Below are 17,196 nucleotides of genomic sequence, written 5' to 3'. Positions count from 1 at the left end.
GTCGGGACATGGCTGCCAAGGTGCTCGCGATCGTCCTGGCCGGCGGGGAGGGCAAGCGCCTCATGCCGCTCACCACGGACCGGGCCAAGCCGGCCGTCCCGTTCGGCGGGATGTACCGCATGGTCGACTTCGTCCTGTCCAACCTGGCGAACGCCGGCTATCTGAAGATCGTCGTGCTGACCCAGTACAAGTCGCACTCACTCGACCGGCACATCACCAAGACGTGGCGGATGTCGACCCTGCTCGGCAACTACGTCACGCCGGTGCCGGCGCAGCAGCGCCGTGGCCCGTGGTGGTTCGCCGGCTCCGCCGACGCCATCTACCAGAGCTTCAACCTGATCAACGACGAGCAGCCGGACTACGTGATCGTCTTCGGCGCCGACCACATCTACCGGATGGACCCGCGGCAGATGGTGGAGGACCACATCGCCTCCGGCGCCGGGGTCACCGTGGCCGGCATCCGGCAGCCGCTGTCGACGGCCGACCAGTTCGGCGTCATCGAGGTCGGCGAGGACGGCCGGCGGATCCGGGCGTTCCGCGAGAAGCCCACCGACGCGGTCGGCCTGCCCGACGCCCCCGACGAGATCTACGCCTCGATGGGCAACTACGTGTTCACCACGAGGGCGCTCTGCGAGGCGGTCGAGCGCGACGCGGAGGACAAGACCAGCAAGCACGACATGGGCGGCAGCATCATCCCGATGCTGGTCGAGCGCGGCGAGGCCAACGTCTACGACTTCCGCGACAACGAGGTGCCGGGCAGCACCGACCGGGACCGCGGCTACTGGCGCGACGTGGGAACGCTCGACTCCTTCTACGACGCCCACATGGACCTGATCAACGTGCATCCCGTGTTCAACCTCTACAACTTCGAGTGGCCGATCTACACGGCGCAGCCGCCGTACCCGCCGGCGAAGTTCGTCCACCAGTGGGGCGAACGGGTCGGCCGGGCGGTCGCCTCCATGGTCTCGCCCGGCGCGGTGATCTCCGGCTCGCTGGTGGAGAACTCGATCGTCTCGCCCAAGGTGAAGGTGCACTCCTGGGCGCACGTGGACGGCGCGGTGCTGATGGAGGGGGTGGACATCGGCCGGCACGCGGTCGTCCGCCGGGCCATCCTCGACAAGAACGTGATCGTGCCCGAGGGCGCCGAGATCGGCGTCGACCTGGAGAAGGACCGGCAGCGCTACACCGTCTCCGACAACGGCATCGTGGTCATCGGCAAGGGACAGAAGGTGGAACCGTGAGCAGTCATCCCCGGGCCGGTCAGCCCGCCCAGCCCGCCGACCTGGTCGACGTGCCGCGGCTGGTGACCGCCTACTACGCCGAGCACCCGGACCCGCAGGACCCGGCGCAGCAGGTCTCGTTCGGCACCTCCGGGCACCGCGGGTCGAGCCTGCGCAACGCGTTCAACTCCGACCACATCCTCGCCGTCACCCAGGCGCTCTGCGACTACCGCCGCGAGCGGGGCCTGGACGGGCCGCTCTTCCTCGGCCGCGACACCCACGCGCTCTCGGCCCCGGCCGCCGTGGACGCCCTCGAGGTGCTCGCCGCCAACGAGGTCACCGTGCTGCTGGACAGCCGCGACGGCTACACCCCCACCCCGGCGGTGTCGCACGCCATCCTCACCCACAACCGGGGACGCACCAGCGGGCTCGCCGACGGCATCGTGATCACCCCGTCGCACAACCCGCCCGACGACGGCGGCTTCAAGTACAACCCCACCCACGGCGGCCCGGCGGACTCCGACGTCACCGGGTGGATCCAGGACCGCGCCAACGCCATCCTGGCGAACGGGCTCAAGGAGGTCCGCCGGATCCCCCACGCCCGCGCGCGGACCGCCGACACCACCGGGGCGTACGACTTCCTCGCGAACTACGTCGACGACCTGCCGGCGGCGATCGACATCGACGCGATCCGCGCCGCCGGGGTGCGCGTCGGCGCCGACCCGCTCGGCGGGGCGAGCGTCGCCTACTGGGGCGAGATCGCGCAGCGGCACCGGCTGGACCTGACCGTGGTCAACCCGACCGTCGACCCCACCTGGCGGTTCATGACCCTCGACGGCGACGGCAGGATCCGGATGGACTGCTCGTCGCCGAACGCGATGGCCTCGCTGATCGCGGCCCGCGCCGACTACCAGGTCTCCACCGGCAACGACGCCGACGCCGACCGGCACGGCATCGTCACCCCCGACGGCGGCCTGATGAACCCCAACCACTACCTCGCCGTGGCTATCGCCCACCTGTTCCGCACCCGGACGGACTGGGGGCCGGCCGCCGCGGTCGGCAAGACCCTGGTCTCCTCCTCGATGATCGACCGCGTCGCCGCCGACCTGGGCCGCCCGCTGCTGGAGGTGCCGGTCGGCTTCAAGTGGTTCGTACCCGGGCTGCTCGACGGCGCGGTCGGCTTCGGCGGCGAGGAGAGCGCCGGCGCCTCCTTCCTGCGCCGCGACGGGGCCACCTGGACCACCGACAAGGACGGCATCCTGCTCTGCCTCCTCGCCGCCGAGATCATCGCCACCACCGGCCGCACGCCGAGCGAGCACTGGGCGGAGCTGGCCGGGCGCTTCGGCGCGCCCGCGTACGCCCGGATCGACGCGCCCGCGACCCGGGAGCAGAAAACCGTGCTCGGCAAGCTGTCGCCGGAGCAGGTGACCGCCACCGAGCTGGCCGGCGAGCCGATCACCGCGACCCTCACCACCGCCCCGGGCAACGACGCGCCCATCGGCGGGCTCAAGGTCGTCACCGAGTCCGGCTGGTTCGCCGCCCGGCCGTCGGGGACGGAGGACGTCTACAAGATCTACGCCGAGTCGTTCCAGGGGCCCGAGCACCTGGCCCGGATCCAGCAGGAGGCGAAGGACCTGGTCTCGGAGGTGCTCGAACGGGCCTGAACACCCGAGACGTCACTCCTTGTATCGGCGCTCGTTACGCATCGTGTTCGTATCGAGAGTCGGGGGTTCAACGTTGTCCAGCCTTCTTCGCTCCGTGGTCCGGTCGATCCGGGGTCGGTGGATCGCGGCCCGCGACCCGCAGGCGTACGCCCGGATGGTCGGCGTCAACATGAGAGGGCGGGTCACCTTCTACGGTATGAGCCCCGGGATGTTCGGCTCCGAACCGTGGCTCATCACTCTCGGCGACAACGTCCACATCACGGCCGGGGTGCAGTTCGTCACCCACGACGGCGGGACGCTGATCCTGCGCAGGGAGCACCCCGACCTGGAGTGGACGGCCCCGATCACCGTCGGCGACGACGTCTACATCGGGATGCGTTCGCTCATCCTGCCGGGGGTCGGCATCGGCAACCGGTGCGTGGTCGGCGCGGGCTCGGTCGTCACCAACGACCTGCCCGACAACACCGTCGCCGTGGGCGTACCCGCGCGACCGATCCGCACCACGGACGAGTATCTCGACCGGCTCAAGGCGAAGTCCCTGCGGGTCGGCCACCTGCCGGCGCAGGCAAAGGCCGAGGCGATCAGGAAGATCTACGGCATCGTGAGCGGTTGAGGCGTCGGCGCGGTCAACGGGGCGGGGGAAGGTCACGGCGGTTGAGTTGCTCGCGCAGCCCTTCGGGGAGCAGCTCACGCAACTGTTCGGGCAGCAGCGGCAGGTCCAACAGACTGAGCTTGAGCTGGTTGCGCTCCTGGTAGCGGCGCGGGTCGAGGCGGACCACCAGTCCCGCCTCCCGGCGGTAGCTGATGTCGATCGCTCCCTCCGTGGTCGCCGGCCGGATCACCACGCCATCCATCTCCACCGCCACGGGAGCGGAGCCCGGTGTGAGCTCCAGCCGGATCTTCTCCTCCGGCGAGAGCACCAACGAGCGGGAGATGCCTGCCATCGGCGCCGACGGGGTGACCACCACGGCCTGGGTGGCCGGAGACACCAGCGGCCCGCCCGCCGCGTAGCTGTACGCGGTCGATCCTGTCGGGGTGCTGACCACCAGCGCGTCGCACCGGTAGTAGCCGTAGCGTTGTCCGTCGACGGTGAGGGTCGCGCTGACGAAGCCGGAGCCCGGGTGGCGGGCGAGGGCTATGTCGTTGAACGCCACGACGTCTTCGCCGCAGACGTCGCAGACCAGACAGCTGTGCGCCTCGATGGTGAAGTCCCTGCTGGTGAGTCGCTCCAGCGCATCGGGTAGCTCCGGCGGTTCCACCTCCACCAGGAAGCCGAGCCGGCCCAGATGCACACCGAGCACCGGTTTCGGGTCGCCGACCGTCGCGCGGAGCGCGCCAAGCATGGTGCCGTCCCCGCCGATGCTGATCAACGCACTGACCTGCGCGATCAACTCGTCGAGGGCGAGCGCCTCGACGCCGGACGGGACCCGGTGCCGGTCCTCGCGGCGTACGGCGAGGCCCGTGTCGTGCCGGGCCGCCCAGTCGGCGACGATCTCGACGATCCCGGTGACGTCCCGCGTCGGGTGCAGCACCAACCCCAGCGAGACGCGGTCCATACGTACAGCTCATCACACCGGTGGGGCAGGCGGCGGGTGTACCGGGAAGGGCCGTCCGGCCCGACGGCTCTGCGACGTCTCGACCGTGACCTGGGTGAACCTTGTTCGTTGCTCCCACCGGACGGGCCCGGCGCTCCGGGTCGACGCCGTAGGTGTGAACGAGGAGAACGTCGTTGAAGGTCGTCGTGACGGGGGGCGCCGGCTTCATCGGTGCCAATCTGCTCCATTCGCTGGTCGACAACCCCCGGATGGACGATCTGGTCGCGGTCGACGACCTCTCCACCGGATCGCTGGACAACCTCGCGGACCTGCCGGTCCGATTGCTGCGCGGCACGGTCCTGGACGCGGAGGTGCTCGACGAGGCGTTGGCGGGTGCCGACTGCGTGGTGCACCTGGGTGCCTTGGGATCGGTGCCACGATCCATCGACAACCCGCTGGCCAGCCACCACGCCAACGCGACCGGCACCCTGATGGTGTTGGAAGCGGTGCGGCGGCACGACGTTCCGCACGTCATCGTCGCCTCGTCGTCGTCCGTCTACGGCGCGAACCCGGTCCTGCCCCGGCAGGAGTCGCTCCGGCCGATGCCGGTGAGCCCGTACGCGGTGTCGAAGCTGGCGACGGAGGCGTACGCACTGGCCCACGCCTCCTGCTACGACCAGGCCGTCCTGGCGTTCCGCTTCTTCAACGTCTTCGGCCCACGGCAGGCCGCGCACCACGCGTACGCCGCGGTGGTGCCGAGGTTCGTGTCCGCGGCGTTGAGCGGTCAGCCACTGCGGATTCACGGCGACGGCCGGCAGACCCGCGACTTCACCTACGTGGGCAGCGTCACCTCGATCATCGAGGACGCGATCGTCCGGCGGGTCGCCTCGCCCGACGTGGTGAACCTCGCCTTCGGGGCACGCATCTCCCTGCTCGATCTGGTGGGGGAACTCGAGAGCGTGCTGGGTCGCCCACTCGACCGGGCACACGAGCCACCTCGACCGGGAGACGTCCGCGACTCCCAGGCCGACTCGACCCGTCTGGGGGAACTCTTCCCCTCCCCCCGCCGGTACTCCCTGCGGGAGGGACTGCGGGCGACCGTCGCCTGGATGTCCGAGCAGGTCCTGGTCGGTCGCTGAAGTCGGTCATGCGACCCGCACCCCGCAGAACCATCACTCCCGCCGTCTCCTCGGGCGGAAGCACCGCGCGGCCACCCGACCCGCGTGTCGCGGACAAGGGTGGCTCCGAGCGCAGCCGGCGTCTCGCCTCCGGCATCGCCACCGCCGTTCTCAGCCGGGGCATCGGTGTCGTCGTTCCGCTGCTGCTGATCCCCGTCACCCTCTCCTACCTGGGTACGGAGCGATACGGCCTGTGGTCCGCCGTGCTGGCGCTGGCCGGCATGGCCGCGTTCGCCGACCTGGGCCTCGGCAACGGTCTGATGACGAAGCTGACCCTGTGCCACGGTGCCGGCGATCATGAAGGCGCGCGCCGCTACCTGTCCAGCGCGTACTGCCTCATCCTGCCGGTGGCGGTGGCGCTCTGCGCCCTGCTCTGGCTGGCCGCCCCGGCGCTGCCGTGGTCGTCCCTGCTCGGACTGCCCGGCAGCATGACGCCGGGGGAGGTCCGTGGCATGGTCCTGGTCGGCCTGACGGCCGTCGTGCTGAACATCCCGCTGTCGTTGATCACCCGCGTCCAGTACGCCACTCAGCAGGTGGCGGCCAGCAACGTGTGGCAGGCGGCGGGGAGCGTGCTGGCCCTGCCGCTCGTGTTGCTCGCGGTGTGGTCCGGTCAGCCGCCTGTCGTGGTGGTGGGGGCGGCGGTCATCGGTCCGCTCCTTACGAATCTCGCGAACTCCGTCTGGGTGTACGGGTACCGGATGCCGGAGATCCGTCCGCGGCTGCGTCACGTGGACCGCCGTCTCGCCCGCGGACTGCTCGGGCTCAGCGGAATGTTCTTCGTGCTGACCGTCGTGATGTCGGCGGCCAACAACGCCGACTCCCTGATCATCGCGCGGACCCTCGGGCTGGAGCAGGTCACGGAGTACGCCGTGCCCGCCAAGGTCCTGGCACAGGCGGGGATGCTGGTCGGGCTGGTCAACGTGCCGCTGTGGCCGGCCAACGGTGAGGCCCTCGCGCGACGCGATTTCGCCTGGGTCGGTCGGACCGTGCGCCGGATGACGCTGATCTCCACGGCCGTCACGCTGGTGCCGTCGGTCGTCCTGGTGGTCGTCGGCGGGCCGCTCTTCTCCGCCTGGCTCTCCGTTCCCCTGGGCGGGGACCGGTGGCTTCTCGGTGGTCTGGCCCTGTGGTGGGTGCTGCTCGCCGGCATCTCGCCCCGGTTCATGGTGCAGAACGCGATGGGTCTGGTGCGTCCGCAGCTGCTCGGCTGGGCGGCCTATCTGGTCGTCTCCCTGATCGGAAAGTGGTGTGGCGCGATGTGGTGGGGCATCACGGCGCTGCCGTACGTCGCCGTGGCCACCTATCTGGTCACGGTGCTGCCTGCCGCGATCTACGGCTACCGGAAGGCACTGAGGATGTCCGGCCTGCCGACGGCCGACAAGGAGGTGGCGTATGTGGTGCGATGACGACTATCCGCGGGTGCTGGTGGTGGGCGCGCAACCGTTCAACCGCTCGACCAATGACGGGATCACCCTGTCGAACCTCTTCCACGGCTGGCCGGCCGACCGGCTCGCCCAGGTGCACACCGTGGACAGGGCCCGCTGCACGGACGTGTGCACGTCGTTCTACCACTTCGGCCTGCGGAACTATCCCGTCGACCACGGGCTGCGCAGGTTGCTCGGAGCGGCCGGCGGGCCGGTCGGCTCCGCCCTGGCGTCGGGCGGAGCGATGCCCGCATCGCGAGGCGGCAGGTCTCGGCTGATGGCGCAGGTGCGCGCCGTGGCCGACCTGACTCCGTGCCGCTTCCCCGACGACCTGGGACCATGGCTGCGCAGGCACCAGCCCGACCTCGTCTACTCGTTCCTGGGCAGCGTCCGGGTGAACAGGCTGGCGGTGCGGATCGCTCGCGATCTCGGGATTCCCCTCGTGCCACATTTCATGGACGACTGGCCACGCACCAACTACGGTTCCGGCGAGTTGTTCGGGCTGGCCCGTGTGTCGTTGCTCCGCACACTGCGCGCCGCGGTGCGGATCGCACCACGCGGCATGTGCATCAGCCAGCCCATGGCCGAGGAGTACCAGCGCCGGTACGGCATCCCCTTCGGCGCCTTCGCCAACTGCGTCGATGACGCCGCCTTCGCCGCCCACCCGGCGGACGACGCCGCGCGGGTGCCGTCTGAGGCCATCGAGCTGGTCTACGTCGGCGGGCTGCATCTGGGTCGGTGGCAGACCCTCGCGCGCCTCGCCGAGGTGTTGGACCGGTTGGCCGGCGACCCGCCCGTGCCGCGGCTGACAATCTACGCCCCGGAACGCGACCTGTCGCAGTTCCGGGAGGCCTTCGCGGGTCGGCGGTCGGTGTCCCTCGACCGTTGGTTGCACAGCGACGAGGTGCCCAAGGTGCTGCACGCCGCGGACGTGCTCGTGCACGCCGAATCCTTCGCGCCCGCGCACCGCCGGTACACGCGGCTGTCGCTGTCCACGAAAATCCCGCAGTACCTGGCCGCAGGACGGCCGATCCTCGGCTTCGGCCCCGCGGAACTCGCCTCCATGCGGCACATCGTCGAGGCGCGGGCCGGCGTCGTCGTGGGAATGGACGAACCGGAGCCGTTGCTGCGAGCCCTGCGACAACTCGGGGATGCCGATCTTCGATCCGGCTGGGGGCGCAACGGCCTGGACCACGCCCGGCGCCACCACCGCCGGGAAGCGCTCGGTCGACGGTTCGCCGAGTTCCTGGGCGAGGCCGGCAGGTCGGGCGCGGGCAGCGGCAGGCGCCGGAGCTGTGGGGAGCACACGGGTGGATGAGTGCACGGTTCGCCGGCGGGAGTGGGTGGCGTACGTCGGCCCGTTCCAGTTCCCCTGGGGACAGCCGGGCTCTCGGCGCGTCTTCGGCATCGCCGGCTCGTTCGCGAGCGCCGGCTACCACGTGGTGATCGCGAGCGGGGAGGAGGGCCCTCGGGCGATCACCGCGCTGGAAGGCGTGGACGGACCCGGCTCCGTCTCGTACCTGGGACTCGGGGAGACGACCTCGGGAGGTGGATCCCTCCTGGCCCGGGCCGTGCACTTCGCCGTGCGCCTCGGCCGCCGTACCGTCGACTGGCTCGACGCCCAGCCGACGCGCCCCTCGCACGTGGTGGTCTACGGTGGCGCCGCGCAATACATGCTCCACCTGCGACGCTGGTGCCGCCGCCACGGGGTGCCGCTGCTGGCCGACGTGGTCGAGTGGTACGACCCGAGGCACCTGCGAGGCGGTTTCCTCGGCCCACTGCACCTGAGTTCGGAGACGGCGATGCGGTACTACTACCCGCGCTGCGCCGGGATCGTGGCGATCAGCTCGTTCCTCGAGAACTACTACCGTGAGTCGGGTACGAATGTGGTCCGGGTGCCGCCCACGCTCGACGTGCGCACCCTGCGGGTCAGCCCGACGGCCCGCCGGCGCCCGGCCGATCTGTCCCTGGTCTACTCCGGCACGCCCGGTCGGAAGGACCTGCTCGGCACGATGATCCGAGCGGTCGATCGGCTCGAGCGACGGGGGGCCGCGATCGAACTGCGGATCTACGGGCCGACAGTGGCGCAGGTCCGGGACCTGGCCGGCCTCGACCGGCTCCCACAGGGTGTCGACGTGCGGGGCCGGCTGGCCCAGCAGGATGTGCCGCAGGCCCTGCGCGAGGCCGACTTCAGCGTGATTCTGCGTCGGCCGGAGCGGTTCGCGCAGGCTGGCTTTCCCACCAAGTTCTGCGAGAGCCTCGCCAACGGCACGCCGGTGATCGCGAACCTGACCAGTGATCTCGGGGACTACCTACGTCACGGCGTCGAGGGGCTCGTCTGCGACGGCTGGTCGGAGGCGGAACTGGCGAAGGGACTGCACGCCGCGCTGGAGTTGACCGCGACGCAGCGGGAAGCCATGCGCGGGGCCGCCCGAAAGCAGGCGCTCGAGTCGTTCGACTACCGCGCCTACGCTCCCCGGCTCGCCGCGCTCCTCGAGGCCGCCCGGCCCTGAGGGCGGCGGGCGTCGCTCCCGGGCCCGCGTGTCGCGAAGCCGGACCGGCTCCGCGACGGGCACGTCACGGGAGACGACGAGTCGGAGGACGAATCATGTCCGCCGAAACCCGCCCACCGGGCCGGATCCGTTCCCTGGCCCGCAGGCGGTGCCGCCCGCTGTCGGCCACCCTTCCCTTCGTGGCGACGGCCAGGGCGGAGACCAGGGCCAGCACCAGCCAGGCGCCCTGCGAGTATTCCCAGTGCCCGCTCATCCAGATCGGCAACAGGGCCGTCGCGAAGACGCCGGCCGCGACCCGGCCGGCGTGGCCAGCATGCCGGGCGGCGCCGGCGAGGGCGGCCACCACCGCTGATCCGTAGAGGAGCACACCGAGCAGACCGAGATCGGTGCCTACGGCGAGGAACAGGTTGTGTGGTCCGATCTGAAGGGGGTTGACCATTCGGAAGATTCCGGGACCGAGCCCGGTGAAGGGTTGCTCCATCCACGCCGACACCGCGATCGGCCACACCTCGAGCCTGCCGGAAAGGTCACCGGTCTCGCGGCCGAAGAGCCTGTCGAACCATTGTGCGGTCGCGTCGAAGTAGCCCGTGGCCGTGAACGGGACCAGGACGATCAGCGCGGGTACACACGCGCGTGCCGCCGCCCAGGCCCACGTCGAACCGATGGTCGTCGCGAAGAGGTACGACGCGCCCAGGACGAGCCCGAGCGTGGCCCCCTTGGAGCCGGTCAGCACCACGCCGTAGCCGAATGCCAGCAGGGCGCCGAGGAGCGTCGCCTGCACGACGCGCGCTCGCGGGCCGAACCGGAGCAGGACGACCGCGAGCACGGCCCCCGTCACGAACGTGTACGAGGTGTAGTTCATGTTGATGCCGTCCAGGCCGTACCGGACGTTGTAGTCGAGGAGCGTGTCTCGGTGGTCGGCGTTGTCACGAGCGCCGACGACCAGCATGAACGAGGTGGCGACACAGCCCGCGAGATGCGCGAAACCCACGAGGAGGAGATGGTTCCTGCCCCGTACGACGTGCCGGACCGCGATGAAGATCAGGCACGCGGACGCGTACATGTAGGCCAGCCACCGGGTGGTCGAGGGATCGCCGGCGTCGACGAGCAGGGTGCTGCCGAGAGCCCACAGGGCGGTCAGACCCGCCAGGACGTCGGCGAGACGGAACCGGGGGAGACGGAAGTCGACCAGGAGGGCGATCACCGCGGCCGCGCCCCCGTAGGTGGCGGCCGTTGTCGGCGACCAGGCAGCCACGAAGGCCACCGTACAGATCAACGCCAGTCCCGGGAGATCCCTGGCGGGAAGCGCGCGGTTCGGCGACGGTGCCGTCCCGGCGGTGTCCCCGAACCTCGCCGAGGCGGGGCGCTGGGAGATTCGGTGCTGGCCCTCCCGGACAGGAACAGCCGGACTGAACGTCGGAGGGCTCGTCATGAAACCGCTTCCCCTTCGAATGCGGGCTCGGTCTGCGTGTCAGGACGCGAGTTCTGGTGTCCGGGATGCCGGACCGGCGCGCCGTGCCTGCTGGTGACGGCGTCTCGTAGGGCGCTGTAGAAGGCGTCCCGGCGTCGGGCGAGGCTCTCCTGGGAGAAGTCGCGGGATCGGGCGAGGTTGCGGGCCGAGGCCTCGGCCCGCCTTGCCGGCTCGCCGAGCAGGCGGCCTATCGCACGCGCCAGGGCGGCGGGGTCGTCCGGCGGAACGATGTCCTCCTCGGCGAGCAGCTCGGGGATACCCCCCACCGAGGTGCCGACGGCGGGCAGCCCCCGAGCCATCGCCTCGACCAGCGCCTTGGGGAGGCCCTCGGTGCGCGACGGCATGGCGAAGACGTCGGCCTGGTCGAGGTACTGCCGGACCTTCGCCCCCGCGGAGACGGAGCCGACGAATTCGATCCGGTGACGTACACCGAGCCGATCGGCCAACTGCTCCAGCCGGGCCTGCTGGCGCCCGGTTCCGACATGGACACACCGGACCGGCAGCCCGGTGGTGACGAGCCGGGCGAGGGCCTCTGTCAGGGTGTCGATGCCCTTGTACAGCATCTCCAGCGATCCGACCGAAACGACGACGTACTCGCTGCGTCGCGCGGGTGGCGGCGGAGCCGCCACGAAGGCCTCCGGGGGCATCTCGACACTCGAGTACGCGGCGGTCACGGCGTCCGGCCCGGCGGGGTACCGCCGTTGCAGGTACCGCTCGGTGACGTAGGCGACCCCGATGGCGGTACGGCACTGGTGCCGCAACGACGTCGTGTGGCGCCACCTCAACCAGGGACGGAGCGGGTGGTCGACCACGCCCGGGGCGTAGACCGTGTCGGGGTCCGCCATCACCTCGACGGCGTAGGGCAGGCCGGCGCGTCTGCGCGCCGCGGCCAGCAGCGAGCCCAGCACGGTGGGCGCTCGCAGCACGAGGACCGCGTGTGGGTCCTCCGCGCCCCGTAGCGCGCGAACGACCGATGCCCGGCGGCGGGCGTACTGCCAGGGGCCGAGGTAGTGCGGTATCTGCCGCACGACCACGCGGGGCCCGTCGACGCGGTGCGAGTCCGGAGCCACGGAGGCGGCGTCCGCCACCCGCGCGATCACCACCACTTCGGTGAAGGCGGACAGGTAGCGGGTGAAGAAGCCGTAGGCGGGGCCCTCACGCGTCCAGACCGCGCCGTCCGGCGTACGGATGAACCGCGCTTCGACCGCGACCAGAACCCTCATCTCGGGTCGTCCAGGGCGATCGTGTCACCTGTGGCGGACACGAGGTCCCTGCGCGTGGACCGTGGCTCCGGACTGTTGTCGAGCATGGTGCTCCTAGGACTGGCGGGGCATCGGGGCGGGGCGGAGTGCGTCGATGAGGCGCCCTGGCACGTGCCGTCGACCTGGTGGGAAGGACGCTGCCTGAGTATTACCAGCTTCCACCGCGCCGATTGCGAGTTTCACGTATTTCGTGCTTTCGACCTGTCGGTGCGGGCCGGAGGGAAGCCCGCACCGCAGCCGTCCGCGCCCCACTCCGCTTTCCTGAGCGTTTTGGGCGTTTCTGTGGCTGCCCGAGTTCGTTGCCCGTGGTGTGACCCGGGGCTCTGACCTGCCTCTCCGGGCATCGAGACCTGCTGACGATCCAGACGGGGAGCAACCAGTGACGTATTCGACGACCGGACGCCGGGTCCTCATCACCGGCGGCACGGGTTCCTTCGGCAAGACGATGGTGCGACGGCTCCTCGACCGCGGCGTCGGCGAGGTGCGGGTGCTCAGCCGTGACGAGGCCAAACAGGACGACATGCGTCGCATGCTCGGCGACGACCGGGTCCGCTACCACGTCGGGGACGTGCGCGACTACGACTCGGTGCTGCGGGCCAGCCGGGGCATCGACTACATCTTCCACGCGGCGGCCCTCAAGCAGGTCCCGTCGTGCGAGTTCTTCCCGCTGGAGGCGGTGCGGACCAACGTCCTGGGCAGCGCCAACGTCGTCGAGGCGGCGGAGCGCAACGGTGTCGGCTCCGTCGTCGTGCTGAGCACCGACAAGGCCGTCTACCCGGTGAACGCGATGGGCATGAGCAAGGCGCTGATGGAGAAGGTGGCCCAGGCGCACGCCCGGAACAACCCGAACAGCGCCACCACGGTCTCCTGCGTCCGGTACGGCAACGTCATGTACTCGCGCGGCTCGGTGATCCCGCTGTTCATCGAGCAGATCAAGGCGGGCCGGGCGCCCACGGTGACCGACCCGGGGATGACCCGGTTCCTGATGTCGCTGGCCGACTCGGTGGAACTCGTCGAGCACGCCTTCCAGCACGCCCGGCCCGGCGACATCTTCGTCCGCAAGGCCGCCGCCTGCACGATCGGCGACCTGGCCGAGGCGGTCTGCGAACTCTTCGACGTGCCGGCCAAGCTCGACGTGATCGGCGTACGGCACGGCGAGAAGCGGGACGAGACGCTCGCCAGCCGCGAGGAGCTCGCCCAGGCCGACGACTTCGGCGACTTCCTCCGGGTGCCGCTGGACGCGCGCGACCTGAACTACGCGCTCTACGTGGACGAGGGGGAGCTGGGCCAGGGGCCGGCCGAGGACTTCAACTCGGCCAACGCGCCGCGGATGCGCGTACCGGAGATCGTCGAGCTGCTGAAGACGCTGCCGGAGGTCCGCGCGGAGCTGGCCCTGCGGGATCCGGTGCTGGCGTGCTGAGGCTCGCGGTCACCGGGGCCGGCGGCTTCCTCGGCTGGCACGTGCGGGTGCTGCTGCGCGTCCTCGGCTGGCCGGAGCCGGTCGTCGTCACCCGCGCCGACCTGGCCGACCCCGAGCGGGTCGCCGCGAAGGTCGACGGGGTCGACCGGGTGCTGCACCTGGCCGGCGTCAACCGGGGCGAGCCGGCGGACGTCTCCGCCGGCAACGTGCAGCTCGCGGCCCAGCTCGCGCAGGGTCTCAAGCACTGCGCCGCGCCGCCCGGCTCGGTGGTCTTCGCCAACTCGGTGCAGGCCGGCAACGGCACGCCCTACGGTGACGCGAAGGCCGCCGCCGCCCGCGTTCTCGCCGACACGGGCCTGCCCGTCGACGACGTCCTGCTGCCGAACCTGTACGGCGAGCACGGGCGACCGTTCTACAACTCCGCGGTCGCGACGTTCTGCCGGCTGCTCGCCGAGGGCGGTCAGCCGGAGGTGCACGGCGACCGCGAGCTGAGCCTGGTGCACGTCACCGACGCGGCGGCCCGACTCGTGGGTGTTCCGGCCGCGCAGTCGTGGGATCCGGCGATGCCGGCGCTGCGGATCGGCGTACGGGCCCTCGCCGACCGGCTCGCCGACGTCGCCGCCACCTACCGGACGGGGGAGATCCCGGCCCTGCTGGACCGGCACGACGTGCGGCTGTTCAACACGTACCGGTCGCACTGCTTCCCCGCGCACTACCCGTTGCCGCTGCCGCGCCGGGCCGACGCCAGGGGCGAGCTGGTCGAGACGGTCAAGGCGCACGGGGGCGGCGGGCAGACGTTCTGCTCCACGACCCGTCCCGGCGTCACCCGGGGCGAGCACTTCCACCTGGCCAAGATGGAGCGGTTCGTCGTGCTGCACGGCTCGGCCGTGATCAGCCTGCGCAGGGTCGGCGACACCGAGGTGGTGCGGTTTCCCGTCTCCGGCGACGAGCCGGTGCTGGTGGACATGCCCACCATGTGGGTGCACAACCTGGTCAACACCGGCCCGGACGAGCTGGTCACCATGTTCTGGACGAACGAGGTGTTCGACCCGGGCCGGCCGGACACCTGGCCCGAGCCGGTGGAACCGCCGGGGGCGGAGCGGGCGGTGGGCGGCCCGTGAGGATCGGCCTGGTCAGCCAGTGGTATCCGCCGGAAGGGGTGTTCATCCCCGGCAACCTGGCGCGCCAGCTGGCGGAGCGGGGCCACGAGGTGCGGGTGCTCACCACCTTTCCGAGCTATCCGCACGGTCGCGTCTTCCCGGGCTGGCGGCAACGCTGGCGGCACGTCGAGGCCGACGGCCCCGTCGCCGTCCGGCGCGTGCCCGCCTATCCCAGCCACGACACGTCCGCCGCCCGGCGCGCGCTGAGCCACCTCTCCTTCGGGGCCAGCAGCGCGCTGGGCGGCGTCCGTTGGCTGGCCGGCGTCGACGTCACCTACGTCTACCATCCGCCGCCCACCTCGTTCGCCGCGGCGGCGATCGCCCGCCTGGCCCGGCGTACGCCGATCGTGCTCCACGTGCAGGACCTGTGGCCGGAGTCCGTGTTGGGGTCCGGCATGGCGCCGACCGGCCTGGCCGGCCGCGCGCTGCGGCGGGGGATCGCGGCGTCGATGCGTGCGACGTACCGCCTGGCCGGTGCCGTCGTGGCGATCTCGCCGGCGATGGCCGACCTGGTGGTGGCCCGGGGCGCGGACCCGGCCCGGGTCCGGGTGGTGTGGAACTGGACCGACGACGCGCTGTTCCGGCCGGTGCCGGCCACCGACGCGGCCCGCGCGGTGCTGGGCCACCGCGGACGCTGCACGGTGATGTTCGCCGGCAACATCGGCCTGTTGCAGGGCATCGAGACCGCGATCAGGGCCGCGGCCGCCGTCCGCGAGCGGGTCGACCTGGTGCTGGTCGGCTCCGGCGCGGACGAGGACGCCGCCCGGCGGCTCGCCGCCGACCTGGGCGCCGACAACGTCCGCTTCGTCGGCCGTCGCCCGCCGGAGCGGATGGCCGAGTTGTACGCCGCCGCGGACTGGCAGCTCGTCTGCCTGCGCGACCTGCCGGCGCTGCGCGGCAGCATCCCGTCGAAGCTGCAGGCCGCCCTCGCCTGCGGCGCCCCGGTGATCGCCTCGGTGGGCGGCGACGCGGCGGCGCTGGTCCGCTCGGCCGGCGTCGGGCTCGTCGCCCCGCCGGGGGACTGGCGGGCGCTCGCCGCGCGGTTCTCCGTCGCGGCGGCCGAGTCGCCGGCGACGCGGGCGGAGCTGGGGCTGCGGGCCCGGCGCGTCTACCAGGAGCGCATGTCGCTGCGGGTGGGCGTGGACCAGTTCGAGGACATCATGAGCAAGCTGGCAGCGCAGAGAGGACGGGCATGACCCGGATCATGACGGTGGTCGGCACCCGACCCGAGATCATCCGGTTGTCCCGGGTGATCGCCCGGCTCGACGACACGGTGGACCACCTGCTGGTGCACACCGGCCAGAACTGGGACAGCACGCTATCCGACGTCTTCTTCAAGGAGCTGCGGCTGCGCGAGCCGGACCGGTTCCTGCGGGTGGACACCTCGTCGCTCGGTCGCGTGCTGGGCGGCGTGCTGGTCGGCATGGAGGAGGCCATCGCCGAGACGCGCCCGGACGCGCTGCTCGTGCTCGGCGACACCAACAGCTGCATCGCCGCGCTGATGGCCCGGCGTATGCGGGTGCCGGTCTACCACATGGAGGCCGGCAACCGGTGCTTCGACCTGAACGTCCCGGAGGAGACGAACCGCCGGCTCGTCGACCACGTCGCCGACTTCAACCTCGTCTACACCGAGCACGCCCGGCGCAATTTGCTGGCCGAGGGCCTGCATCCGCGCCGGATCCTGCACACCGGCTCCCCGATGCGGGAGGTCCTGGAGCACTACCGGTCGGACGTCGCCGCGTCGGCGATCCTGCGGCAGCTCGACCTCGCGCCCGGCCGGTACTTCGTGGTCAGCGCGCACCGCGAGGAGAACGTGGACCAGCCGGCCCGCCTGGAGCGCCTGCTCGACTGCCTCCGGGCCGTCCGGGACCGGTGGGGGCATCCGGTGCTGGTCTCGACGCACCCCCGCACCCGCAAGCGGTTGGAGGCGTTGGCGCCGGACGCCGCCGCCCTCGACGGGATCGCGTTCCACGAGCCGTTCGGCCTCTTCGACTACGTACACCTGCAGACCAGGGCCTACTGCACGCTCTCCGACAGCGGCACGATCAGCGAGGAGGCCGCGATCCTCGGCTTCCCCGCCGTGACGCTGCGCGAGTCGATCGAGCGCCCGGAGGCGTTGGACGCCGGCGGGATCATCATGACCGGCCTCGACCCGCAGGGCGTGGTCGAGGCGGTGGAGGTCACCGTCGGCCAGGTCGCCGCGCAGGGGGTGCCCTGCCCGGTCGACTACCGGGTGCCGGACACCTCCCGCCGGGTGGTCGACTTCATCCTCTCCACGGTGCGGCGGCACCACGACTGGGCCGGCATCCGCCGCTGAACCGGACGACGGGGGCCGGCGACCGGGGTTCC

Annotated in this window: 14 protein-coding genes; 11 read left to right on the top strand and 3 right to left on the bottom strand. The window is 71.4% G+C overall.

All coding sequences use genetic code 11. The features are described 5' to 3' along the window. The first annotated feature begins 8 nt into the window (after nucleotides 1–8). The 3 genes from glgC to ACWENR_RS08040 all read left to right on the top strand — a co-directional run bounded on the left by glgC (nucleotide 9) and on the right by ACWENR_RS08040 (nucleotide 3,497). Complete coding sequence (glgC, locus tag ACWENR_RS08050) at nucleotides 9–1,241, top strand: glucose-1-phosphate adenylyltransferase (protein WP_452276295.1); 1,233 nt, start codon at nucleotides 9–11, stop codon at nucleotides 1,239–1,241. Beyond that, nucleotides 1,238–2,884 (top strand): phosphoglucomutase (alpha-D-glucose-1,6-bisphosphate-dependent), encoded by a 1,647-nt coding sequence (gene pgm / locus ACWENR_RS08045; RefSeq protein ID WP_452276294.1) that lies wholly within the window; start codon nucleotides 1,238–1,240, stop codon nucleotides 2,882–2,884. Before glgC ends, pgm begins: the two co-directional genes overlap by 4 nt. Nucleotides 2,885–2,957: 73 nt before the next feature. After that, nucleotides 2,958–3,497 (top strand): acyltransferase, encoded by a 540-nt coding sequence (locus tag ACWENR_RS08040; protein WP_452276293.1) that lies wholly within the window; start codon nucleotides 2,958–2,960, stop codon nucleotides 3,495–3,497. Nucleotides 3,498–3,510: 13 nt separating this feature from the next. Here ACWENR_RS08040 and ACWENR_RS08035 read toward each other — a convergent pair whose 3' ends face one another. After that, the gene (locus ACWENR_RS08035) at nucleotides 3,511–4,440 is read right to left on the bottom strand and encodes an NAD(+)/NADH kinase (protein WP_452276292.1); all 930 of its coding nucleotides are present in this window, start codon (nucleotides 4,438–4,440) and stop codon (nucleotides 3,511–3,513) included. 173 nt (nucleotides 4,441–4,613) lie between these two features. Here ACWENR_RS08035 and ACWENR_RS08030 point away from each other — a divergent pair, with 173 nt between their 5' ends. The 4 genes from ACWENR_RS08030 to ACWENR_RS08015 are packed head-to-tail and all read left to right on the top strand — an operon-like array spanning nucleotide 4,614 to nucleotide 9,534. Continuing rightward, complete coding sequence (locus tag ACWENR_RS08030; protein WP_452276291.1) at nucleotides 4,614–5,558, top strand: NAD-dependent epimerase/dehydratase family protein; 945 nt, start codon at nucleotides 4,614–4,616, stop codon at nucleotides 5,556–5,558. An 8-nt stretch (nucleotides 5,559–5,566) separates the two neighbouring features. After that, a complete protein-coding gene (locus tag ACWENR_RS08025) occupies nucleotides 5,567–7,003 on the top strand; it encodes a lipopolysaccharide biosynthesis protein (RefSeq protein WP_452276290.1) in 1,437 nt (478 codons plus the stop codon). After that, entirely contained in the window at nucleotides 6,990–8,339 is a 1,350-nt protein-coding gene (locus tag ACWENR_RS08020) for a glycosyl transferase family 1 (RefSeq protein ID WP_452276289.1), read from the top strand. Before ACWENR_RS08025 ends, ACWENR_RS08020 begins: the two co-directional genes overlap by 14 nt. Then, entirely contained in the window at nucleotides 8,332–9,534 is a 1,203-nt protein-coding gene (locus ACWENR_RS08015) for a glycosyltransferase (protein WP_452276288.1), read from the top strand. Before ACWENR_RS08020 ends, ACWENR_RS08015 begins: the two co-directional genes overlap by 8 nt. Before the next feature lie 64 nt (nucleotides 9,535–9,598). Here ACWENR_RS08015 and ACWENR_RS08010 read toward each other — a convergent pair whose 3' ends face one another. Then, complete coding sequence (locus ACWENR_RS08010) at nucleotides 9,599–10,789, bottom strand: O-antigen ligase family protein (RefSeq protein ID WP_452276287.1); 1,191 nt, start codon at nucleotides 10,787–10,789, stop codon at nucleotides 9,599–9,601. A 173-nt stretch (nucleotides 10,790–10,962) separates the two neighbouring features. Then, nucleotides 10,963–12,228: a glycosyltransferase family 4 protein gene (locus ACWENR_RS08005; protein ID WP_452276286.1), complete on the bottom strand. Its 1,266-nt coding sequence runs from the start codon at nucleotides 12,226–12,228 to the stop codon at nucleotides 10,963–10,965. 418 nt (nucleotides 12,229–12,646) lie between these two features. On the opposite strand from ACWENR_RS08005, the gene ACWENR_RS08000 reads away from it, so the two are divergent. From ACWENR_RS08000 to wecB, 4 genes are read left to right on the top strand one after another with little or no spacing between them, the layout of a single operon-like run. Continuing rightward, the gene (locus ACWENR_RS08000; protein ID WP_452276285.1) at nucleotides 12,647–13,687 is read left to right on the top strand and encodes an SDR family NAD(P)-dependent oxidoreductase; all 1,041 of its coding nucleotides are present in this window, start codon (nucleotides 12,647–12,649) and stop codon (nucleotides 13,685–13,687) included. Continuing rightward, nucleotides 13,681–14,808, top strand: a complete 1,128-nt coding sequence (locus tag ACWENR_RS07995) for a polysaccharide biosynthesis C-terminal domain-containing protein (RefSeq protein ID WP_452276284.1) — start codon at nucleotides 13,681–13,683, stop codon at nucleotides 14,806–14,808. Before ACWENR_RS08000 ends, ACWENR_RS07995 begins: the two co-directional genes overlap by 7 nt. Next, nucleotides 14,805–16,043, top strand: coding sequence for a glycosyltransferase family 4 protein (locus tag ACWENR_RS07990; RefSeq protein ID WP_452276283.1), 1,239 nt, complete (start codon nucleotides 14,805–14,807; stop codon nucleotides 16,041–16,043). Before ACWENR_RS07995 ends, ACWENR_RS07990 begins: the two co-directional genes overlap by 4 nt. Beyond that, complete coding sequence (gene wecB / locus ACWENR_RS07985) at nucleotides 16,040–17,164, top strand: non-hydrolyzing UDP-N-acetylglucosamine 2-epimerase (RefSeq protein WP_452276282.1); 1,125 nt, start codon at nucleotides 16,040–16,042, stop codon at nucleotides 17,162–17,164. Before ACWENR_RS07990 ends, wecB begins: the two co-directional genes overlap by 4 nt. Nucleotides 17,165–17,196 lie beyond the last annotated feature (32 nt).

Source organism: Micromonospora sp. NPDC004336 (assembly GCF_053602615.1).
Note: the sequence above shows the minus strand (reverse complement) of the source record. Positions and strands in the feature narration are given on the sequence as shown.

What these genes read in the sequence shown, in the direction of transcription:
- glgC (WP_452276295.1), top strand. Translation starts at nt 9, where the DNA reads ATGGCTGCCAAGGTGCTCGCGATCGTCCTGGCCGGCGGGGAGGGCAAG.
- ACWENR_RS08035 (WP_452276292.1), bottom strand. Translation starts at nt 4,440, where the DNA reads ATGGACCGCGTCTCGCTGGGGTTGGTGCTGCACCCGACGCGGGACGTC.
- ACWENR_RS08025 (WP_452276290.1), top strand. Translation starts at nt 5,567, where the DNA reads ATGCGACCCGCACCCCGCAGAACCATCACTCCCGCCGTCTCCTCGGGC.
- ACWENR_RS08020 (WP_452276289.1), top strand. Translation starts at nt 6,990, where the DNA reads ATGTGGTGCGATGACGACTATCCGCGGGTGCTGGTGGTGGGCGCGCAA.
- ACWENR_RS08005 (WP_452276286.1), bottom strand. Translation starts at nt 12,228, where the DNA reads ATGAGGGTTCTGGTCGCGGTCGAAGCGCGGTTCATCCGTACGCCGGAC.
- wecB (WP_452276282.1), top strand. Translation starts at nt 16,040, where the DNA reads ATGACCCGGATCATGACGGTGGTCGGCACCCGACCCGAGATCATCCGG.